We start from the raw sequence: 19,788 nt of genomic DNA, 5'->3' as shown, positions 1-19,788 counted from the left end.
TGTTCTCCGCTTGCGGGTATATACCCGCTTGAGTTTGGAAAAAACCGGCCTCAGGCCAGTTCATCCAGCAATCTGAGCAAGGTTTCGCGCTTCTCGGCGCCCAGTCTGTCGATCAATCGCTGCTGCGCCGCTTCCCAGGCCGGCAGTGCCGCTGCCAGGCGTTGTACGCCGGTTTCGGTGAGCTTGACGATGCGATTGCGCATGTCCTCGCCTTCGGCCAGCGCCACCAGCCCCTCACCTTCCAGCACCCGCAGATTGCGCCCGAGGGTGCTGCGGTCCAGACCCATCGCCTCGGCGAGTTCCGAGATGCTCGGTTGATCCAGACGCTGCAGGTTGCACAGCAAAGAATACTGGGCAACGTTGATCCCGAAGCCGTCGAGAGCGCCGTCGTAATGCCTGCTGACGCCACGAGCGGCGCGACGCAGGTTGGTGCACAAACACTGAGAAGGAAGCATGATGCGTGTATATACCCGCGACTGTGTTAAATCAAGTTACAGATGAGTTTACCCATAACATTTGTGGCGCCTGACACACCGCTATCGCGAGCAGGCTCACTCCTACAGGGGAATGCATTTCAAATTGTAGGAGTGAGCCTGCTCGCGATGGGGCCAGCCCATCCAGCAATAATCTCTTAGACCAAAACCAATCCCACCAGCACCACCATCTCCAGCAATTCCAGCAACGCCCCCGCCGTATCGCCTGTCGTCCCGCCCAACCGCCGCATCATCACCTGCCGCAGCCAGACAAACACAACGACCGAAATCACCAACGCAACAACAGCGCCAAACCCGGCGATAAACACGCAGCCCAGAGCACTCAAGCCCAGCACCCACCAACCGGCCTTGCGCGGCAGATGATCCGCCAACGACTGTCCCAATCCGCCCGCACGCACATAGGGCGTGGTCAGAAACAACCCGAGCAACGCCGCACGCCCGAGCAACGGCACGATGATCAGTGCCAGACCTTGCTGCTGTTCGATCAGCGCCAGCAGCGCAGCAAACTTGAGCAACAACACCAACACCAGCGTGACCACCGCAATCGGCCCGCTACGCGGGTCTTTCATGATCGTCAGCGTACGCTCGCGATCACCAAAACCGCCGAGCCAGGCATCGGCGCTGTCGGCCAGACCATCCAGGTGAAGTGCGCCGCTGAGCACCACCCACGCCGTCAGCAGCAACGCCGCATGCAGCAGCAACGGCGCGCCGCTCAAGGCAAGATTCAGCGCCCACAGGATCAGCCCGAACAACAGCCCCACCAGCGGATAAAACAGCAGCGATCGCCCAAGCTGTTCCGGCTCAGGCATCCCCGGCAAACGAATCGGCAGGCTACTGAGAAATTGCAGGGCGATCCACAGCGGCAACATGTCAGTGACCTTCCTTGAGCGAACCACCGGGTTCAACCTTCAGTGCAAACAACGCGCCGTGAGCGACTTCAACATTGAGCAGTTGTTCGCGTGGCAGCCCTCGCGCTTGCGCCAACAGCAGACGCATCACGCCGCCATGACTGATCAGCAAAACCCGCTCACCGGCGTATGCAGTGTGCAGGCGCGCAACCGCTGCCAATACTCGCGAGGAAAACTCGCTGACCGGCTCACCCTGCGGCGGCGTAAAGGAATACGGATCAGCCCAGAACAGCCCCAAGGCCTCGGCATCCGTCTCCATCAACGCCGCTGCGCTCTGCCCTTCCCATGCGCCGAAATGCAGCTCTTGCAGTTCCTTGTCCAATTGCACTGGCAGATCCAACTGCTCACCCAGTTCGGCGGCAAAGCGAGCGCAACGCTGCAACGGCGAACTGACAATCCGCTGCCACGGCCCGCCCTCGACCACCGCCGCACGCATCTGCGCCCAGCCCTTTTCGGTCAGTGCATCATCGAGACTGCCACGCAGGCCACCGCCCAGTTCGGTCTCACCATGGCGCAGCAGATCCAGATTTAATGTCATGCCGGACGATCCGCCACCGCCGCTTCAGCGAACGTCGCCATCTGCCCGTGCAGATCACAGGCCAGACGTAACAAGGGCACCGCCAGCGCCGCGCCACTGCCCTCGCCCAGACGCAGACCGAGTTCCAGCAGCGGCTCGGCCTGCAGGGTTTCCAGCACATGGCGATGGCCCGGCTCGGCACCGCGATGACCGAACAACAACCACTCGCGGCAGGCCGGATTCAAGCGCACCGCGACCAGCGCCGCGACCGTGCAGATAAAGCCGTCGACCAGCACCGCAACACCTTCTTGAGCCGCGGCCAGATAGGCACCGACCAGCGCGGCGATTTCAAAACCACCCAGATTGAACAGGATCTGCAACGCATCGCTACGCTGTGCGGCGTGCAATGCCAGCGCCCGCTCGATCACTTGCGCCTTGTGGCTGACACCTTCGGCATTCAGTCCGGTGCCGGGACCGGTCAGATGCGCCACCGGGCAATCGAGCAAGGCACAGGCCAAGGCACTCGCTGCCGTGGTGTTGCCAATGCCCATTTCGCCACCAATGAACAACTGCGCGCCCGCCACTTTTGCGCGCAGCAGACTGTCGCGACCCGCCTGCAATGCCTGCTCGCCCTGGGCCTGAGTCATCGCCGCGCCCTGCACGAAGTTCGCCGTGCCCGCGCCGATGTTCAAATGGCGCACACCCGGCAGGTTCAGCGCTGGATTCACTGTCCCCAGATCGACCACCTCCAGCTGCGCGCCGAGCTGACGCGCCAGCACGCTGATCGCCGCGCCACCGCTGACAAAGTTGAGCAGCATCTGCCCGGTGACTTCTTGCGGGAACGCCGAAACACCTTCAGCCACCACGCCGTGATCACCGGCAAAAATCGCGATCCACACCTGCTCCAGAGTCGGTTTGACCTGGCCTTGCAGACCGGCCAGTTGCACCGCTACCGATTCCAGTCGACCGAGCGAACCGGCCGGTTTGGTCAGTTGCTGCTGCCGCGCCGCCGCTTGTTCAACGACGTTGATGTCGACTGGTTTGCACGGGTTCAGCCACCAGGATTGAGTCATAACGCAGGTCCTTTCAGAGTCAGGGGCAGGCCGGCGACGGTCAGGACAACACGCTGACAGCGCTCGGCCAGAGCTTGATGCAGCCAACCGGCTTCATCGACGTAACGGCGAGTCAATTCGCCCAGCGGCACGACACCCATTCCGGTCTCGTTGCTGACAAAAATGATTTCACCCGGCAAGGACGCCAGGCAGTCGAGCAAGGCTTGGCGCTCGGCGGTGAGGCGTTCGGCGTCATCGAGCATCAGCAGATTCGTCAGCCACAGCGTCAGGCAATCGACCAGCAGGCAACGCTCGGCGCTGGCGGATTCGCGCAGGACGCGAGCAAGTTCCAGCGGCTCTTCGATGAGCGCCCACTCGGCAGGTCGGCGCGCGCGGTGATGGGCGACGCGGTCGCTCATCTCGCCATCAAGAGGTTGGCTGGTAGCGATGTAGGTGACCGAAAGGTTGCTGTCGCTGGCGAGTTTTTCGGCCAGACGACTTTTGCCGGAGCGGGCGCCGCCGAGGATCAGTTGGAGCATGGGGGACATCCTGAAAATTATGTGTTGAAGCCATAGGCGCTATCGCGAGCAGGCTCACTCCTACAAGGGATCTCGAGCAACCCAGAGTTTTGTGTAAAACACATAACCCTGTAGGCCTTCGCCTGCTCGCGATGAGGCCATTAAATTCACCTCAAATCCCACAGAGCTGTCGCAACAACTCGGTATCCAGATGCTTCTCCACCAGATCCGCCAGCCGCTCGATATCGCGTTCGCGCAAGCCGTGATAATCCACCGCCTGCACATCGCTCAACCCGGCCCAGCGCAGCAACGCCCCACTCGCCGTCGGCGATTCGAACAAGCCATGCAAGTAGGTGCCGAACACTTGCCCGTCAGCACTCTGCGCACCGTCGCAACGGCCGTCATCCAGATGCACCGCAGCGTTTTCCAACGCCGGTCCGCTGGTCACGCCGGCATGAATTTCATAGCCGCTGACGTCGGCATCTTCCAGCACCAATCGTCCGCGCACATTGCGCAACTGCTTCTCGGCCTCAAGCGTGGTTTCCAACGCCAACAAGCCCAAACCGGCACTCGTGCCCGGCGCGCCTTCGAGGCCGAGTGGGTCATGCACCTGCTCGCCAAGCATCTGCAGACCGCCGCAAATCCCCAGCACCTTGCCGCCGTAACGCAAGTGCCGAGAGATCGCCGCATCCCAGCCACTGGCGCGCAGGTAGGCCAGATCGCTGCGCACGCTTTTCGAGCCCGGCAGAATGATCAGGTCAGCCGCCGGAATCGCCTGCCCTGGCCCGACAAATTGCAGATCGACCTGGGGATGCAGACGCAGTGGATCGAAGTCAGTGTGATTGCTGATGCGCGGCAGCACCGGCACCACCACTTTCAGCACTTGTTCGGCCTTGTCGGTCTGGCGTTGATCAATGCCGTCCTCGGCCTCAAGGTGCAGATCCATCACATAAGGCAACACGCCCACCACCGGTTTGCCGGTGCGTTGCTCGAGCCAGTCGAGACCCGGTTGCAGCAAGGCGATGTCACCGCGAAAACGGTTGATGATGAAGCCCTTGACCCGCGCCTGTTCGCTCGGCGAGAGCAATTCCAGGGTGCCGACCAGATGCGCGAAAACCCCGCCGCGATTGATGTCGGCAATCAGCAGCACCGGGCAATCCACCGCCTCGGCAAAGCCCATGTTGGCGATGTCACCGGCGCGCAGATTGATCTCCGCCGGCGAACCCGCGCCTTCGACCATCACCAGCGGATACGCAGCGCTGAGCCGCTCGTGGGACGCGAGCACCGCTTTCATCGCGATGGCTTTGTAATCGTGATACGCCACGGCGTTCATCGACGTCACCGCGCGACCGTGGATGATCACTTGCGCGCCGGTGTCGCTGTTGGGCTTGAGCAGTACCGGGTTCATGTCGGTGTGCGGATCGAGGAATGCCGCTTGCGCCTGCACCGCTTGCGCGCGACCGATCTCACCGCCGTCGGCGGTCACAGCACTGTTGAGCGCCATGTTCTGCGGCTTGAACGGTACGACCGCCACGCCTTGACGCGTCGCCCAGCGGCACAGCGCCGTCACCAGTGTGCTTTTACCGGCATCGGAGGTGGTGCCTTGCACCATCAGGGTGGTCATGCGTGATCCTTGGCGAAAGCGATTAAAGCGTGTTCCAGACGCGCCTCTTCAGCCGCGTCGGCAGGCAGGCCAAAACGCAAACTGCTGTTGTGAGTAAAGATGCGCAGGAGGATGCCGCGACGGGCCATGAACGCGTGCAACGCCTCGGCGTGTTCGGTGATCAGCCACTGGAACAGCGCGCAACCGCCCTGCGGCTTGAAGCCGTAGCGTTCAAGCAGCGCTGCCAGTCGTTCACTGGCTTCATCGCTGCGAATCCGTTGGCGTGTGTGCCCTTCGGTGTCTTGCAGACACGCTTGACCAAGCACCCGCGTCGGTCCGCTCACCGCCCAAGGCCCGACCTGTTCGGCGAGCAGCTTGAGCAACTTGCGCTCGGCCAGCACAAAGCCCAGACGCACCCCGGCCAGACCGAAAAACTTGCCGAACGAACGCAACACAATCAGCCCGACTTGATGGGCATGCGGTGCCAGGCTCAGTTGCGGCGTGTTGTCCATAAAGGCTTCATCGACCACCAGCCAGCCGCCACGCCGGGCAAGCCGCGCATGCCAGTCAAGCAGGCGTGCCGGGGTCAGGCTCAGGCCGGTCGGATTGTTCGGGTTGACCACCACCAGCACGTCGAGGCTGTCGAGAAAGAACTCGACTTCCTGCTCCAGCACTTCGCGCACGATGTAACCGCTGCGGCGCCAGGCTTCGGCATGCTCGGCATAACACGGCGACAACACACCGACCTTGCCGGCACGACGCAAACGCGGCAACAACTGGATGGCCATCTGCGAACCCGCCACCGGCAGCACTTGCGCAGCACCGTAGTAATCACACGCAGCTTGCTCCAGACCGTCATCGGTTTCCGGCAAGCGTGCCCAGGCGCGCAGCGGGATCTCCGGGATCGGAAACGGCCACGGCGCCAGACCGCTGGACAGGTCGAGCCAGTCAGCTTCAGCGATGCCGTAATCGAGTGCAGCCTTGCGCAGCCGGCCACCGTGCTCAAGCATAGAATTCAGCCCCCACGCAGAGAATCAGCAGCCATAACCATACCCCGCGCTGAACCAATTGCCAGCCACGGTCGATGGAATCTGCATCGGCGGGAACGCCTTCACCCAGTTGCGGACGGTCGTGAAGTTCGCCGTGGTAAATCGCCGGCCCACCCAATTCCACGCCCAGCGCACCGGCGCCGGCCGCCATCACCGGGCCAGCGTTGGGGCTGTCCCACTTCGGCGCCTGTGTACGCCAGCACTTCAACGCAAGTCGGGTTTTGCCGAGCAGCGCGTAGGTCAACGCCACCAGACGCGCAGGAATGTAGTTCAACACGTCGTCGATTTTCGCCGCAGCCCAACCAAAGCGCTCGAAGCGTTCGTTGCGATAACCCCACATCGCATCGAGCGTGTTGCTCAAGCGATAGAGGACCACGCCCGGCGCACCCGCCACGACAAACCAGAACAGCGCGGCAAACACCGCATCGCTGCCGTTTTCCAGCACCGACTCGGTGGCGGCGCGGGCGACGGCGGTGCTGTCGAGTTCATCGGTCTGGCGGCTGACCAGATAGCCCACGCGTTTGCGCGCCTCGTCCAGATCATCTGCGCGCAAAGCAGCGGCCACCGGCGCGACATGCTCGCCGAGGCTGCGCATGCCGAGGGCGCAATACAATGCAAGAATCTCGACAACCCAGCCCACGTACGGCGCCCAGGACAATGCGGTGGCGAGCAAGGTCAGCGGCAGCACCGCGATCACCCACGCTGTGACGCCATGACTGCGCCAGCCACGACCACCGGCGTTGAAACGTTGTTCGATGCGCCCGGCGAAATTGCCGAACGCCACCAGCGGATGCCAGCGTTTCGGTTCACCGAGCAGCGCATCCAGCGCGACCGCGGCGACACTCAACAACGCCACACTCATTGACTCACTCCCCAATAATTTTCATACAGCAACTCATTGAGCGGCCGCGCCTGCGCCCACCCTTCGAGTACCAGCATCGGCGCCGGATAGAATTCCTTGACCGGGCCCAGACACAAAACGGCGAGAGGTTTGGCGCCTGCGGGCAATTTCAGCAAATCCGCCAGTGCCTGCGGCTCGAACAGCGAAACCCAGCCCATGCCCAGACCTTCGACGCGCGAGGCCAGCCACAGATTCTGAATCGCGCAGGACAGCGAGGCCATGTCCATTTCCGGCAGCGTGCGGCGACCGAAGATGTGTTTTTCGCGATCGTCCATCAGCGCGGCGACCAGCACTTCGGCGCAGTCATGGATGCCTTCGACCTTGAGTTTCATGAACTCGTCACTGCGCTCGCCGAGGGCTTCTGCGGTGCGGATGCGTTCTTCTTCCACGAGGTTCTGGATCTGGCCACGCAAGGTTCTATCGCTGATGCGGATGAAACGCCACGGCTGCATGAGGCCGACGCTCGGGGCCTGGTGGGCGGCTTCCAGTAGTCGGCGCAGCAATTCCGGCTCGACGGTGCCGCCGGTGAAGTGGCGCATGTCGCGGCGTTCGGCGATGGCTTTGTAGACCGCTTGGCGTTCGGCTTCGGAAAATGCGTTGTCTGTCATGGCCCCATCGCTGGCAAGCCAGCTCCCACAGGGGATTGCATTTCTTCAGGAAGCTCACCGCCCACTGTGGGAGCTGGCTTGCCAGCGATGGCGGCATGGAGGTCGGGTGCAAACAATGCTGCGATAGCCGCGGGACTCGACGGGAAGTAGAAGTGCACATAAGAGGCCGTCATCCGCCCCTCACGATAAACCGCCTCAGCACCGCGTCCGCCATTCGGACTCAAGCCACGCGCAATCGGCGTCAGCTCAGTCGTCGTCAACGAATGATGATAAGTGTGCCCACGCAACGATCCTTCCGGCAAATCCACTGCTTGCAGCGCCAGTGCAGCCAGACGCTTCTGCATCACCGCGTCGCCCTTCAGCAGCCCAACCAACTCAGCGCGAGAGCCTTCAACGTCAGTCAAAGAATCCAGCAAATACAGCATCCCGCCACATTCGGCGAGCAACGGTTTGCCCGCTGCGTGATGCGCACGAATCGCCTCCAGCATCGCGGTGTTCTGCGACAACGCAACGTGGTGCAATTCCGGATACCCACCGGGCAAATACAGGCTGTCCGCCTCAGGCAATTGCGTGTCGCGGATCGGCGAGAAGAAACTCAACTCGGCGCCCATCGCCCGCAACAGATCGAGACTCGCGCCGTAGGTGAAGGCAAACGCCTCATCACGGGCAACGGCGATTCTCACATTCTTCAGCAGCGGCTCTACAGCGATCACATCAGGCGCGGCGAATTCCACGGCCGGTGGCAGCGCTACCTCGCAACTGCTGGCCAATGCATCGGCGGCGGCATCGAGACGCACATCGAGGTCATTCAGTTCGCTGGCCTGCACCAGGCCGAGATGACGACTCGGCAGTTCGATACCGGTCTCACGGGACAACGCGCCATACCAACGCAAACCTTCCGTGAGGCTGCCTTCGAGCAATTGCGCATGCCGCAAGGTGCCGACGCGATTAGCCAGTACACCGGCAAACGGCAGGTCCGGCTGATACTTCGCCAAGCCCAGCGCCAGCGCACCAAAGGTTTGCGCCATGGCCGTGCCGTCGATCACGCCGAGCACCGGCACGCCGAAGTGCCGCGCCAGATCGGCGCTGGACGGCGTGCCATCGAACAGGCCCATCACGCCTTCGATCAGAATCAGATCCGCCTCATTGGCGGCTTCCCACAACAGACGACGACTTTCCTGCTCGCCGACCATCCACATGTCCAGTTGATACACCGGCGCACCGCTGGCGCGTTCGAGAATCATCGGATCGAGAAAGTCCGGGCCGCATTTGAACACGCGCACCTTGCGCCCCTGATTGCGATGCAAACGGGCCAGTGCGGCGGTGACGGTGGTCTTGCCCTGACCGGAAGCCGGCGCGGCGATGAGCACCGCCGGGCAGTGACGTGGCTGATTCAAAGTTCGACGCCTTTCTGCGCTTTGATGCCAGCCTGGAAGGCGTGTTTGAGCATGCCCATTTCAGTCACAGTGTCGCCCATTTCGATCATTTCCGGCTTGGCCGCGCGACCGGTGACGATCACATGCTGCATCGGCGGACGCGCCTGCAAATCGCTGAGCACCAGATCGAGATCGAGGTAACCATGTTTGAGGGCGATGTTGAGTTCGTCGAGCACCACCAGACCGATCGACGGATCGCGCAGCAGTTCGCGGGACACGGCCCACGCGGCTTCGGCGGCGGCGATGTCGCGCTGACGATCCTGGGTTTCCCAGGTGAAGCCCTCGCCCATCACATGAAAGCGCACTTGCTCAGGGAAGCGGCGAAAAAACAGCTCTTCGCCGGTGCTGTTGCGGCCCTTGATGAACTGCACCACGCCGCACTGCATGCCGTGGCCCATGGCGCGGGCGAGCATGCCGAACGCCGAGCTGCTTTTGCCTTTGCCATTGCCGGTCAGCACCAGCACCAGCCCGCACTCGTCAGGCGAGTTGGCGATGCGTTCGTCGATCACGGCTTTTTTGCGCTGCATACGCGCCAGATGGCGTTCGTCGCGCTCGGGGGAATCGGTCATGGGGGGAGCTCTCCGTTGAGGCTGGATAACGGCGGGCAGGCACAAGAATAGACGGCAAAAAGCCTGGCATCGCCCACCGTGATGCCGCTGGATGGATCAGGCCGGTCTCCGGGCTCATGAGCGGCGTTTCGCCTGACTGCGCGCCTTCCCGCTTCTTTCGAGGCAGTGGCTCAAGGCGCAGTTTTCACTCATTTACCGTTGCGGGGGCAGCGCCGGGATCGTGGTGGTTCTTCGCTTGAAGACAACCCTCACCGGCTTCCCTGTTTCACTCTGTCGACGCAGGTCACAGAGCACCTGAAACAAGCCGCGAAGGTTAGAGGGTTGGGGGTGGAGCGTCAATTAAAGAGGCGGTCATCGGGCGAATAACTGCCGCCGATCAATTATCTGACGCCAATCTTGTGCCACACTGATACAAATGATATCAAAGAGCCATGCTTTTACCGAAAAGCCCACTACAACAATAAAGGATGATGACGATGCAAGGCATGATCATCAGCAACCCGCGCCTGGAATTCCTGCGCCCGGTGCTTGAACGCTGGTTTGACTGTATCGACCGTTACAACGCCGTGCGCGGCGACAGCGACACCCCTTACTGGCATGACGAGAAAGCCAATCTCGGATTGCTCTCGGCCGCAGCCTGGATGGCTGAGCTGGTGACTTTGAACGGCACTGCCACGCGCAAGCAGAATGAAGAAGGCGAGCGCAATGCCCGCGCTGATCTGTTTCTGGCCGGCGCCGAAGACCGCGCCTTTATCCAGGCCACCCAGCGCTGGCCAAAGGTTACCAACCTCAATCTGACCCAAGCCCTGCTGGACATCACCAACGACGCCAAACGCATCAGCTACGCCAGCGACCTCAAGCTCGGCTGCCTGTTTGTCGCGCCGCAAAAAGCCCAGCACAGCGCCAGCCCCGAAGAGCTGCAGGACATGGTCGACGACCTGCAAAAGGAACACACTTGCGCGGTCGCCTGGTATTTCCCCTACGCCTACCGCAAGTTACGCAGCGAAGCCGGCAATTATCACCCGGGCATCGCCGTGCTGTTCAAGGAAGCGCGCGGTTGAGCAGTTGAACCATCGGGCTTGCGCCCTCCTCTATGATTAGGAATGCATTCATAGGGAAGATCAGCAATGCGCAAGCCCCAGCTCGTTTTTGTCATCGCCTTCGCCGGAGGACTCGCCGCCTGCGGTGAAACCTCCAGCCTGCAAGTCTCCGACGGCACCGGCCCGTCACCGAAGCTGCCCGAACCGAACAAGACCCTGATCCCGACGGTGAATATCGCCCCGGCGATCGGCTGGCCCGACGGCGGCAAACCGACAGCGGCGGCTGGCACCCAGGTCGCGGCATTCGCCGAAGGCCTCGATCATCCGCGCTGGCTCTATGTGCTGCCCAATGGCGATGTGTTGGTAGCGGAAACCAATGCCCCACCGAAACCGGATGACAGCAGCGGGATTCGCGGCTGGGTGATGAAGAAGGTCATGGGCAAGGCTGGCGCTGGCGTGCCAAGCCCAAACCGCATCACCCTGCTGCGTGACGCCGATCACGATGGCGTCGCCGAGACCCGCACGGTGTTTCTGCAAAACCTCAACTCGCCGTTCGGCATGACCCTGGTTGGCAATGACCTGTACGTCGCCGATACCGATCGCCTGCTGCGTTTCAACTACGAACCCGGCGCGACCGAGATCAAATCGCAGCCGATCAAGGTCGTCGATCTGCCCGGCGGCACGCTGAATCACCACTGGACCAAAAACGTCATCGCCAGCAAGGACGGCAGCAAACTGTACGTCACGGTCGGCTCGAACAGTAATGTCGGCGAAAATGGTCTGGATAAAGAAGAAGGCCGCGCGGCGATCTGGGAAGTCGATCGGGCGACCGGCAATCACCGCATCTTTGCCTCGGGCATCCGCAACCCCAATGGCCTGGCCTGGGAGCCTGTCAGTGGCGCGCTGTGGACAGCGGTCAACGAACGCGACGAGATCGGCAGTGATCTGGTGCCGGACTACATCACTTCCGTGAAGGACGGTGGTTTTTATGGCTGGCCGTTCAGCTACTACGGCCAGCATGTCGATGTGCGTGTGTCGCCGCAAAATCCGGACCTGGTGGCCAAAGCCATCGCCCCGGATTACGCAGTCGGCCCGCACACCGCCTCACTGGGTCTGAGCTTCGCCGAGGGCAACACGCTGCCGGCGCAGTTCAAGGAAGGCGCGTTCATCGGCCAGCATGGTTCATGGAACCGTAAACCGCACAGTGGCTACAAAGTGATTTTCGTGCCGTTTACCGGTGGCAAGCCGAGTGGCAAACCGGTGGATGTGCTGACCGGTTTCCTCGACAAGGACGAGAATGCACTCGGTCGCCCGGTGGGCGTGGTGATCGATCAGCAAGGTGGCTTGCTGGTGGCGGATGATGTCGGCAACAAGGTGTGGCGAGTGTCGGCCAGCAAATAATTTTCGCCATGCACAAACAACTGTAGGAGTGAGCCTGCTCGCGATAACTTCGTATCAGTCGACATCATCATTGACTGAACGACCGCTATCGCGAGCAGGCTCACTCCTACATGGGATTGTGGGCTGCTTGAATTACGGGTTATGCGCCAGATGCTCCGGCTGCAACACCCGCTTGGCACTCAGATAAGCTTTCTGCCAGTACGCCTTCGACAGGCTGTCCAGCTTCACCGTGCCGCCCGTGGCCGGCGCATGCACGAAGCGCCCTTCCCCGACGTAAATCCCCGCATGACTGACCTGCGAGCCGCCATTGGTGGCGAAGAAGATCAGATCGCCAGTCTGCAAGCCTTCTTTGCCGACATTCGGTGCCTGCATGACGATCAGCTCACGCGTCGAACGCGGCAAAGAGATGCCCGCCGCATCACGGTAGACAAAACCGATCAGCCCGCTGCAATCAAACCCTGAATCCGGCGTGTTGCCGCCCCAACGATAGGGCGTGCCGACCAGACCGAGCGCGCGAAACAGCACGTCTTCAGCAGCAGGCGAAAAAGCTTGGGAGGGGCCGAACACGACCGGTGCGCGAACCACCGGCGCAGGAGGCGGTGTGCGACTGGCGCAGGCGCTGAGCAGCGCTGCGAAGAAGATCAAAGTGAGGCGGGCCGACATCGTCATAAGCAGAACATCCTGATCTGGCTGCGGCTTTTTCTGCCGATGGACAGAAAACAAAACCGCCTGCGTGAGCACGCAGGCGGTTTGCCATCAATATAGATACAGGATTCTAGCGGCTACGCGGCAAACTTCAAGTAAGACTTTAACTTCACCTTGTAAAGTCTAAGTCTACTCCGTTACCGCAAGCCTGATTGTCGCCGCGAACGCAGCGACAACAAGGGATTACTTGCGAGCAGTGACTACAGTTGGAGCGTTGGCCAGAGCGCGTTTCGCTTCGATGAAGGTCTTGCTCCAGTAGCTGTCACCCAGGCTGTCGATGCGAACACCGCCGCTGCGACGACTGCTGGAGTGGATGAACTGGTTGTCACCGAGGTAGATCCCGGCGTGACTGACACGACCGCGACGACCGTTGGTGGCGAAGAACAGCAGATCGCCCGGCTCAAGGTTGCTGCGCGAGACCAGCGGCGCATCAACGTTGATCATTTCGCGGGTCGAGCGTGGCAGGTTCATGCCGGCTTCTTCGCGGAACAGGTAGCCGATGAAACCGCTGCAATCGAAACCGGCTTCAGAGGTACCGCCGAAACGGTAACGGGTACCGATCAGGGACATGCCGCGTTCGAGGATGCTGTCGGCCAGAACAGGAAGCTGATAAGGCTTCTTGCCATTGAATTCGTTGAGTTCTTTTTCGGTGTCCAGCTCTTCCTGATAAATAACGGAAGATTGGGCCGTGGCAGAATTTTTAACCTGTTGAGGCTGCTCTTGAACTGGAGAATGAGCAGCGCAACCGTACAACAGGGTGACGAGTGCGAGAGGCACGAGGGGTGCGAAGCGCTTTAGCATGGGCACGACCGTGGCTGATAGTTGTAAAGAAGCCGAGACTATGCCCGCTATCAGCCTCATTTGCAAATTCAATCGATCTTTTTGTGACTTCTCGGTTTCTCGTTTACATCTAAGCGCTTAAGCCCATTTGAACCGAGACGCGGCCTGCACAGCTTGCAGGAAAGCGGATTTTCTGGCGCCTGAATTATGCCGAAACACGCTGAAAGCCGCGCCGTTACCAGCCTAGGGTTTCTTTCAGGAAGGGAATGGTCAGCTTGCGTTGAGCCTGCAACGAGGCCTGATCGAGCTGCTCAAGCAAGTCGAACAGCGCACTCATGCTGCGGGTGCCGCGCGTCAAAATAAAATGCCCGACTTCATCGGTCAGGTGCAGACCGCGACGCGATGCGCGCAACTGCAAGGCGCGCAATTTGTCTTCATCGGAGAGCGGGCGCATCTGGAAAATCAACGCCAGAGTCAGGCGCGATTTCAAGTCAGCCAGTTTGACCGGCAGTTCACGCGGAGAGGTTGACGCGGCGATCAGCAGACGCCGACCGCTGTCACGCAGACGGTTGAACAGATGAAACATCGCCTCTTCCCAGTCAGCCTTGCCGGCAATCACCTGCAAGTCGTCCAGGCAAACCAGTTCGTACTGCTCAAGGTTGTCGAGGATTTCGACGCCGCGATCCATCAACTCGGCCAACGGCAAGTACACCGCCGGCTCGCCCATTTGCTCAAAACGCAGACACGCTGCCTGCAACAGATGCGTACGCCCTACGCCGTGTTTGCCCCACAGGTAGATCAGGCTTTCTGTCCAGCCGGCGTCGGCTTCGCATAGACGCTCGACATAGCCGAGTGCAGCGGCATTGGCGCCTGGGTAGTAGTTGATGAAGGTGGCGTCGTCACGCAGACGCACACCTAGGGGCAGCTGAATCGGTTTCATGCTGACTGAACAGTTCTCAAGGAACCGTTAGTGGCCTCTGTGTAAAGTTTGCGAAGTTTATACCCGTGAAGCTGAGCGCACAATGCGACAGAGTCCAAGCAAAATCAAAGGTTTGCGTTAACGCACCGGTTTTATGACAGATTCCTTGGCGCCAGCGCCTGCAGGACACGGGCCAACCCGGCGATTTGCCGGGCCGCCCCTGCGCCATTACAACTGCGGATCGTCAACACCACTATAGATGTCGGAATCCTTGTACAAGTCGTGCACATGGCGCACCAGCACCATGATCACCGCCGCCACCGGCAACGCCAGCAGCACACCGGTAAAACCGAACAGCTCGCCACCGGCCAGAATCGCGAAGATCACCGCCACCGGATGCAGACCGATGCGATCGCCCACCAGCAGCGGGGTCAGCACCATGCCTTCCAGCGCCTGACCGACCATGAACACCGCGACGATCCCGACCATCGGGTACAGATCGCCACCGAACTGGAACAAACCGGCAATCAACGCCGCGCCAATACCGATCACAAAGCCCATGTACGGCACGATCGCCGCCAGGCCCGCGATCAGACCGATCAACAGCCCCAGCTCCAGCCCGATAATCATCAGGCCCGCCGCGTAAATCACGCCCAGCGCCACCATCACCAACAACTGCCCGCGAACAAACGCGCCCAGCACCTCATGACATTCATCGGCCAGCGATACGATAGTCTCCTCCCGATCGCGCGGCAGCAGACTGCGGATCTTGGCCATCATCACGTCCCAGTCACGCAGCAGGTAGAAACTCACCACCGGAATCAGCACCAGATTCGCCAGCCAGCCAATCAGCGCCAGACTCGACGCGGTCGCCTGACTGAGCACCACACTGACGATGTCGGTGGTCTGGCCCATGTGTTCGCTGATCGCCGCTTTGACCTTGTCGAACTTCCAGAAACCATCCGACAGACCCAGCTTCGCCTGCGCCCACGGCAACGCCGTGTGTTGCAGCCAGTCGAGCATTTGCGGCGCCAGTTCGTATAACCGCAGCAACTGCTTGGCGAGCATCGGCACCAGCACCAGTAACAGCGCGGTGACGATCAGGGTGAACAAGGCAAATACCGCGATTACCCCCCACGTACGCGACAGCCCGAGTCTTTCCAGGCGATCCACCAGCGGATCGAACAGATAAGCCAGCAGCAGCGCCACCAGAAACGGCGTGAGGATCGGGTGCAGCAACCATACAAACGCGCAAAGCAGGATTACCCCACCGAGCCAGAACCAACGCCGCGTATCGGCCATGTACCACTCCTGTAGCTTCTATATAAGGAAAGACTTACCAGCGAAACCGCAACGAAGGTGCTGCTGGTGCCGGGGCCGGAGCCACGACAGGTGCTGCGCCCGCAACCGCAGGTTGTGGTACTGCGACCGGCACCGGGGCTTCAGCCGGCAACTCCTGCAACTTCGCCAGCGACAATTGCGCGCGCATTTGATCTGCACTGCCGTTGACCCGATAGACGATGCGATCGCCATCAACACTTTGCAGACGCACGCCAAACGGCTCGAGTAACCGCAACAGCGCCGCGTAGTGTTCAAGATTCATCCCCTGCACTTCCAGAGTCTGCTGCCCCGAAGCGCCCGGCTTGGCAACAAACCGAGGCGCCAGCCGCTCAGCCACCGCCAGCATCACCGCGTCAGCGACCGCAGCCTGATCGGCGCCCTGCACACTGCCCGCCTCTTTCTGATCGCCCAGCCACAAGTGCCACTTGGCCTGCCACTGCCCGCCCTCTTCACGGGCATGCACCGCGAGCAAGGCATCAGCGTTGTAGCGTTCGGACGCGCCGCGCAACGGCGCCGGATCGGTGCCTTCCAGCGCTGGCGCCGTGGCAACCAATTGCTCACTCAAGTCCGCCAGCGGCAAACGCAATGGCAAGCCGCGATGTTGAGCTGCCGTACGCAACGGCGCCGCAGCGGCCTGACCATCACCGACCAGACTGGAACCCTCAGCCGAATCGTTGAGCCACCAGCTCAGAATCGACGGGCGACTCGCACCCCACACCGACAACCCGGCACGCCGCAGCGCCTGCTCGGTGGTCGCCGGATCGAAATCGACTTTCAGCACCTCCGGCGGCCCGGCATCAAAACCGAATTGACTGATGATCTGCTGCGGATCCTTGCGAATCGCCGCCAGCCCCGGGTTTTGCGCAGCCTTCGGATCACCAGTCAAACGCAAGACCAACGTGTCGAGCGCCGCCTGCGTGGCGCGATCACGCTCTTCCGGTGCCTGGCCATTGACCGGCTCACGTACTTGATAGAGGCCTTTGAGGTTTTCGGCGTGACTCGCCAGGCTGATCAGCGACAAGCAACCCACAAACAACAATTTACAAAAACGCATGGAAAATTCCCGTCGACAGGAGCGGCTGGAACAGGCCGCGTGAATCGGTTGAGCAAGGCTGTGACAATCTGCCAGCACCAAACATTCACACGACAGCGGTAAGTTTTTGCACAGTGATAACGATAGACGGTTAATCGCCACACCTTATACAGGCACCCGCAGGCCTTAATTGCAAAAAATTTCCCGAGATATGGCCCTGCCCGTCGGTGCGAGGATGGCCGCTGCCCCTCAAGCCTGATAAAATCGCGCGCCTTCGCAGACCGGCAACAGCCGGGCACCTCGAAACTCGCGTGAGGCCATCGCCCCGTCGATTTCGAAGTTCCCGCTGAACTCGGTCGTTACCCCTGAATCCCCTCCCCTAAAGGCCTGGATCATGAGCAAGCAACCCTCCCTGAGCTACAAGGACGCCGGTGTAGACATCGACGCCGGTGAAGCATTGGTCGAACGCATCAAGAGCGTCGCCAAGCGCACTGCGCGCCCGGAAGTCATGGGCGGCCTGGGCGGTTTCGGCGCCCTCTGCGAAATCCCGGCCGGCTACAAGCAGCCCGTACTGGTTTCCGGTACCGACGGCGTCGGCACCAAACTGCGTCTGGCGCTGAACCTGAACAAGCACGACAGCATCGGTATCGACCTGGTTGCCATGTGCGTCAACGACCTCGTGGTTTGCGGCGCTGAGCCACTGTTCTTCCTCGACTACTACGCCACCGGCAAGCTGAATGTCGACACCGCTGCCCAGGTGGTCACCGGCATCGGCGCTGGCTGCGAACTGTCGGGTTGCTCGCTGGTTGGCGGCGAAACCGCTGAAATGCCTGGCATGTACGAAGGCGAAGACTACGACCTGGCCGGTTTCTGCGTCGGCGTCGTGGAAAAATCGGAAATCATCGACGGCTCGAAAGTCGCCACCGGTGACGCCCTGATCGCGCTGCCATCCTCCGGCCCGCACTCCAACGGCTACTCGCTGATCCGCAAGATCATCGAAGTCTCCGGCGCCGACATCGAAAACATCCAGCTTGACGGCAAACCGCTGACCGACCTGCTGATGGCCCCGACCCGCATCTACGTGAAGCCGCTGCTCAAGCTGATCAAAGACACCGGCGCCGTCAAAGCCATGGCCCACATCACCGGTGGTGGCCTGCTCGACAACATCCCGCGCGTTCTGCCAAAAGGCGCTCAGGCGGTGGTTGACGTGGCTAGCTGGACTCGCCCGGCAGTGTTCGACTGGCTGCAAGAAAAAGGCAATGTTGACGAAACCGAGATGCACCGCGTGCTGAACTGCGGCGTTGGCATGGTTATCTGCGTGGCTCAGGAACACGTAGAAGTTGCCCTGAACACCCTGCGTGACGCCGGCGAACAGCCTTGGGTCATCGGTCAGATCGCTGCCGCTGCCGAAGGCGCTGCCCAGGTTGATCTGCAGAACCTTAAGGCTCATTAATGTCCGCAACCTGTGATGTCGTGGTGCTGTTGTCCGGCACCGGCAGTAACTTGCAGGCTTTGATCGACAGCACGCGGACCGGCGACAGCCCGGTCCGCATCGCTGCAGTGATTTCCAATCGCGCCGACGCCTACGGCCTGCAACGCGCCAGTGACGCGGGTATCGCCACCCGCTCGCTGGATCACAAGGCATTTGAAGGCCGCGAGGCCTTCGATGCTGCTCTGATCGAACTGATCGACGAATTCCAACCGAAACTCGTGGTGCTGGCCGGTTTCATGCGCATTCTCAGCGCTGATTTCGTTCGCCACTACCAGGGGCGCCTGCTCAACATCCACCCGTCGCTGCTACCCAAATACAAAGGGTTACACACTCATCAGCGCGCGCTGGAAGCCGGCGACACGGAGCACGGCTGCTCCGTGCACTTCGTCACCGAGGAACTCGATGGCGGACCACTGGTCGTACAGGCAGTATTACCGGTAGAGTTGCACGATACGCCGCAGAGTCTCGCGCAGCGAGTACACGTTCAGGAACACCTGATCTACCCGATGGCAGTACGCTGGTTTGCCGAAGGCAGGCTGGCACTCGGTGAACACGGTGCTTTACTGGATGGCCAGTTACTCGCGGCCAGCGGCCACTTGATTCGAAACTAGGAGATATTATGCGTCGCGCCCTGCTCTTCGCTTGCGCTCTGCTCGCCCTGCCCTTCGCGCAGGCAGCCGAACTTCAACCGTTCTCCGCCAGCTACACCGCCGACTGGAAGCAACTGCCCATGAGCGGCACCGCCGAGCGCAGTCTGGTCAAGGAAGCCAACGGCGTCTGGAAGCTCAGCTTCAAGGCCTCGATGATGATCGCCAGCCTGACTGAAGAAAGCACCCTGACCCTGGACAAGGACACCCTGCTGCCGCAGTCCTACCACTTCGAACGTGGCGGCCTGGGCAAAGCGAAAAAGGCTGATCTGGATTTTGACTGGAACAGCAAAATGGTCACTGGCACCGACCGTGGCGACGCGGTGAAAATCCCACTGAACCGTGGCATGGTCGACAAGTCCACCTATCAACTGGCGCTGCAGCATGATGTCGCTGCCGGCAAGAAGACCATGAGCTATCAAGTGGTCGATGACGGCGAAGTCGATACCTATGACTTCCGCGTGCTGGGTTCGGAAAAAGTCGAGACCAAGGCTGGTCAGATCGATGCAATCAAGGTCGAGCGCGTACGCGACCCGACACAAAGCAAGCGCATCACCGTCCTGTGGTTCGCCAAGGATTGGGATTACCTGCTGGTTCGCCTGCAACAGGTTGAAACCGACGGCAAGGAGTACAACATCATGCTCCAGGACGGCACGGTCAACGGCAAAACCGTTAAAGGCAGCTGATCCGCCGCTACATCAAAGAGCCCCGCGAAATGCGGGGCTTTTTTTTGCGTGCTGGATTGGAGATTTGTACCTGGCTCGCCCCTCACCCC

The 19,788-nt window shown here is 61.0% G+C and carries 21 protein-coding genes and 1 riboswitch; of the genes, 5 read left to right on the top strand and 16 right to left on the bottom strand.

What is annotated here, in order from left to right; all coding sequences use genetic code 11:
- Positions 1 to 50: 50 nt before the first annotated feature.
- The 11 genes from ACZZ0A_RS05125 to cobO form a co-directional block, all read right to left on the bottom strand.
- The gene (locus tag ACZZ0A_RS05125) at positions 51 to 455 is read right to left on the bottom strand and encodes a MarR family winged helix-turn-helix transcriptional regulator (RefSeq protein ID WP_007919794.1); all 405 of its coding nucleotides are present in this window, start codon (positions 453 to 455) and stop codon (positions 51 to 53) included.
- A 176-nt stretch (positions 456 to 631) separates the two neighbouring features.
- Positions 632 to 1,363, bottom strand: coding sequence for an adenosylcobinamide-GDP ribazoletransferase (locus ACZZ0A_RS05120; protein ID WP_463542600.1), 732 nt, complete (start codon positions 1,361 to 1,363; stop codon positions 632 to 634).
- Position 1,364: 1 nt separating this feature from the next.
- Positions 1,365 to 1,940 (bottom strand): alpha-ribazole phosphatase family protein, encoded by a 576-nt coding sequence (gene cobC / locus ACZZ0A_RS05115; RefSeq protein ID WP_463542599.1) that lies wholly within the window; start codon positions 1,938 to 1,940, stop codon positions 1,365 to 1,367.
- Positions 1,937 to 2,992: a nicotinate-nucleotide--dimethylbenzimidazole phosphoribosyltransferase gene (gene cobT, locus ACZZ0A_RS05110; RefSeq protein WP_463542598.1), complete on the bottom strand. Its 1,056-nt coding sequence runs from the start codon at positions 2,990 to 2,992 to the stop codon at positions 1,937 to 1,939. Before cobT ends, cobC begins: the two co-directional genes overlap by 4 nt.
- Positions 2,989 to 3,510 (bottom strand): bifunctional adenosylcobinamide kinase/adenosylcobinamide-phosphate guanylyltransferase, encoded by a 522-nt coding sequence (gene cobU / locus ACZZ0A_RS05105; RefSeq protein WP_123374673.1) that lies wholly within the window; start codon positions 3,508 to 3,510, stop codon positions 2,989 to 2,991. The genes cobT and cobU overlap by 4 nt, the downstream gene beginning before the upstream one ends.
- Before the next feature lie 151 nt (positions 3,511 to 3,661).
- Entirely contained in the window at positions 3,662 to 5,113 is a 1,452-nt protein-coding gene (locus tag ACZZ0A_RS05100; RefSeq protein WP_463542597.1) for a cobyric acid synthase, read from the bottom strand.
- Entirely contained in the window at positions 5,110 to 6,102 is a 993-nt protein-coding gene (gene cobD / locus ACZZ0A_RS05095; RefSeq protein ID WP_007919813.1) for a threonine-phosphate decarboxylase CobD, read from the bottom strand. The genes ACZZ0A_RS05100 and cobD overlap by 4 nt, the downstream gene beginning before the upstream one ends.
- Positions 6,095 to 7,003 carry an adenosylcobinamide-phosphate synthase CbiB gene (gene cbiB, locus ACZZ0A_RS05090; RefSeq protein ID WP_463542596.1) on the bottom strand — a complete coding sequence of 303 codons (909 nt, stop codon included), beginning with the start codon at positions 7,001 to 7,003 and terminating at the stop codon, positions 6,095 to 6,097. The genes cobD and cbiB overlap by 8 nt, the downstream gene beginning before the upstream one ends.
- Positions 7,000 to 7,650, bottom strand: a complete 651-nt coding sequence (bluB, locus tag ACZZ0A_RS05085; protein WP_123374669.1) for a 5,6-dimethylbenzimidazole synthase — start codon at positions 7,648 to 7,650, stop codon at positions 7,000 to 7,002. The genes cbiB and bluB overlap by 4 nt, the downstream gene beginning before the upstream one ends.
- The gene (locus tag ACZZ0A_RS05080; RefSeq protein WP_463542595.1) at positions 7,647 to 9,047 is read right to left on the bottom strand and encodes a cobyrinate a,c-diamide synthase; all 1,401 of its coding nucleotides are present in this window, start codon (positions 9,045 to 9,047) and stop codon (positions 7,647 to 7,649) included. The genes bluB and ACZZ0A_RS05080 overlap by 4 nt, the downstream gene beginning before the upstream one ends.
- Positions 9,044 to 9,655 carry a cob(I)yrinic acid a,c-diamide adenosyltransferase gene (cobO, locus tag ACZZ0A_RS05075; protein WP_463542594.1) on the bottom strand — a complete coding sequence of 204 codons (612 nt, stop codon included), beginning with the start codon at positions 9,653 to 9,655 and terminating at the stop codon, positions 9,044 to 9,046. Before cobO ends, ACZZ0A_RS05080 begins: the two co-directional genes overlap by 4 nt.
- 82 nt (positions 9,656 to 9,737) lie before the next feature.
- Positions 9,738 to 9,968, bottom strand: a riboswitch (cobalamin riboswitch).
- A 163-nt stretch (positions 9,969 to 10,131) separates the two neighbouring features.
- Here cobO and ACZZ0A_RS05070 point away from each other — a divergent pair.
- Positions 10,132 to 10,716 carry a hypothetical protein gene (locus tag ACZZ0A_RS05070; protein WP_095114116.1) on the top strand — a complete coding sequence of 195 codons (585 nt, stop codon included), beginning with the start codon at positions 10,132 to 10,134 and terminating at the stop codon, positions 10,714 to 10,716.
- 66 nt (positions 10,717 to 10,782) lie between these two features.
- The gene (locus ACZZ0A_RS05065; RefSeq protein ID WP_007919824.1) at positions 10,783 to 12,096 is read left to right on the top strand and encodes a PQQ-dependent sugar dehydrogenase; all 1,314 of its coding nucleotides are present in this window, start codon (positions 10,783 to 10,785) and stop codon (positions 12,094 to 12,096) included.
- A gap of 132 nt (positions 12,097 to 12,228) precedes the next feature.
- Here the strand turns inward: ACZZ0A_RS05065 and ACZZ0A_RS05060 are convergent, their stop codons facing one another.
- The 5 genes from ACZZ0A_RS05060 to ACZZ0A_RS05040 form a co-directional block, all read right to left on the bottom strand.
- Positions 12,229 to 12,765: a C40 family peptidase gene (locus tag ACZZ0A_RS05060; protein ID WP_007919825.1), complete on the bottom strand. Its 537-nt coding sequence runs from the start codon at positions 12,763 to 12,765 to the stop codon at positions 12,229 to 12,231.
- Between the two features lie 219 nt (positions 12,766 to 12,984).
- Entirely contained in the window at positions 12,985 to 13,602 is a 618-nt protein-coding gene (locus ACZZ0A_RS05055) for a C40 family peptidase (protein WP_007919826.1), read from the bottom strand.
- 214 nt (positions 13,603 to 13,816) lie between these two features.
- Positions 13,817 to 14,521: a DnaA regulatory inactivator Hda gene (gene hda / locus ACZZ0A_RS05050; RefSeq protein WP_007919828.1), complete on the bottom strand. Its 705-nt coding sequence runs from the start codon at positions 14,519 to 14,521 to the stop codon at positions 13,817 to 13,819.
- A gap of 207 nt (positions 14,522 to 14,728) precedes the next feature.
- Complete coding sequence (locus ACZZ0A_RS05045) at positions 14,729 to 15,802, bottom strand: AI-2E family transporter (protein WP_463542593.1); 1,074 nt, start codon at positions 15,800 to 15,802, stop codon at positions 14,729 to 14,731.
- A 34-nt stretch (positions 15,803 to 15,836) separates the two neighbouring features.
- Complete coding sequence (locus ACZZ0A_RS05040; protein WP_463542592.1) at positions 15,837 to 16,895, bottom strand: DUF2066 domain-containing protein; 1,059 nt, start codon at positions 16,893 to 16,895, stop codon at positions 15,837 to 15,839.
- Positions 16,896 to 17,268: 373 nt separating this feature from the next.
- Here ACZZ0A_RS05040 and purM point away from each other — a divergent pair, with 373 nt between their 5' ends.
- Genes purM through ACZZ0A_RS05025 form a run of 3 tightly spaced genes read left to right on the top strand, consistent with a single transcriptional unit; the run spans position 17,269 to position 19,699 of the window.
- Entirely contained in the window at positions 17,269 to 18,327 is a 1,059-nt protein-coding gene (purM, locus tag ACZZ0A_RS05035) for a phosphoribosylformylglycinamidine cyclo-ligase (RefSeq protein WP_007919839.1), read from the top strand.
- Entirely contained in the window at positions 18,327 to 18,977 is a 651-nt protein-coding gene (purN, locus tag ACZZ0A_RS05030) for a phosphoribosylglycinamide formyltransferase (protein ID WP_007919841.1), read from the top strand. The genes purM and purN overlap by 1 nt, the downstream gene beginning before the upstream one ends.
- Before the next feature lie 8 nt (positions 18,978 to 18,985).
- Complete coding sequence (locus ACZZ0A_RS05025; protein WP_095114118.1) at positions 18,986 to 19,699, top strand: DUF3108 domain-containing protein; 714 nt, start codon at positions 18,986 to 18,988, stop codon at positions 19,697 to 19,699.
- Positions 19,700 to 19,788 lie beyond the last annotated feature (89 nt).

It is taken from the genome of Pseudomonas sp. AC242 (assembly GCF_979258655.1).
Note: the sequence above shows the minus strand (reverse complement) of the source record. Positions and strands in the feature narration are given on the sequence as shown.

What these genes read in the sequence shown, in the direction of transcription:
- ACZZ0A_RS05125 (WP_007919794.1), bottom strand. Translation starts at nt 455, where the DNA reads ATGCTTCCTTCTCAGTGTTTGTGCACCAACCTGCGTCGCGCCGCTCGT.
- ACZZ0A_RS05120 (WP_463542600.1), bottom strand. Translation starts at nt 1,363, where the DNA reads ATGTTGCCGCTGTGGATCGCCCTGCAATTTCTCAGTAGCCTGCCGATT.
- cobC (WP_463542599.1), bottom strand. Translation starts at nt 1,940, where the DNA reads ATGACATTAAATCTGGATCTGCTGCGCCATGGTGAGACCGAACTGGGC.
- cobT (WP_463542598.1), bottom strand. Translation starts at nt 2,992, where the DNA reads ATGACTCAATCCTGGTGGCTGAACCCGTGCAAACCAGTCGACATCAAC.
- cobU (WP_123374673.1), bottom strand. Translation starts at nt 3,510, where the DNA reads ATGCTCCAACTGATCCTCGGCGGCGCCCGCTCCGGCAAAAGTCGTCTG.
- ACZZ0A_RS05100 (WP_463542597.1), bottom strand. Translation starts at nt 5,113, where the DNA reads ATGACCACCCTGATGGTGCAAGGCACCACCTCCGATGCCGGTAAAAGC.
- cobD (WP_007919813.1), bottom strand. Translation starts at nt 6,102, where the DNA reads ATGCTTGAGCACGGTGGCCGGCTGCGCAAGGCTGCACTCGATTACGGC.
- cbiB (WP_463542596.1), bottom strand. Translation starts at nt 7,003, where the DNA reads ATGAGTGTGGCGTTGTTGAGTGTCGCCGCGGTCGCGCTGGATGCGCTG.
- bluB (WP_123374669.1), bottom strand. Translation starts at nt 7,650, where the DNA reads ATGACAGACAACGCATTTTCCGAAGCCGAACGCCAAGCGGTCTACAAA.
- cobO (WP_463542594.1), bottom strand. Translation starts at nt 9,655, where the DNA reads ATGACCGATTCCCCCGAGCGCGACGAACGCCATCTGGCGCGTATGCAG.
- ACZZ0A_RS05070 (WP_095114116.1), top strand. Translation starts at nt 10,132, where the DNA reads ATGCAAGGCATGATCATCAGCAACCCGCGCCTGGAATTCCTGCGCCCG.
- ACZZ0A_RS05065 (WP_007919824.1), top strand. Translation starts at nt 10,783, where the DNA reads ATGCGCAAGCCCCAGCTCGTTTTTGTCATCGCCTTCGCCGGAGGACTC.
- ACZZ0A_RS05060 (WP_007919825.1), bottom strand. Translation starts at nt 12,765, where the DNA reads ATGACGATGTCGGCCCGCCTCACTTTGATCTTCTTCGCAGCGCTGCTC.
- ACZZ0A_RS05055 (WP_007919826.1), bottom strand. Translation starts at nt 13,602, where the DNA reads ATGCTAAAGCGCTTCGCACCCCTCGTGCCTCTCGCACTCGTCACCCTG.
- hda (WP_007919828.1), bottom strand. Translation starts at nt 14,521, where the DNA reads ATGAAACCGATTCAGCTGCCCCTAGGTGTGCGTCTGCGTGACGACGCC.
- ACZZ0A_RS05045 (WP_463542593.1), bottom strand. Translation starts at nt 15,802, where the DNA reads ATGGCCGATACGCGGCGTTGGTTCTGGCTCGGTGGGGTAATCCTGCTT.
- ACZZ0A_RS05040 (WP_463542592.1), bottom strand. Translation starts at nt 16,895, where the DNA reads ATGCGTTTTTGTAAATTGTTGTTTGTGGGTTGCTTGTCGCTGATCAGC.
- purM (WP_007919839.1), top strand. Translation starts at nt 17,269, where the DNA reads ATGAGCAAGCAACCCTCCCTGAGCTACAAGGACGCCGGTGTAGACATC.
- purN (WP_007919841.1), top strand. Translation starts at nt 18,327, where the DNA reads ATGTCCGCAACCTGTGATGTCGTGGTGCTGTTGTCCGGCACCGGCAGT.
- ACZZ0A_RS05025 (WP_095114118.1), top strand. Translation starts at nt 18,986, where the DNA reads ATGCGTCGCGCCCTGCTCTTCGCTTGCGCTCTGCTCGCCCTGCCCTTC.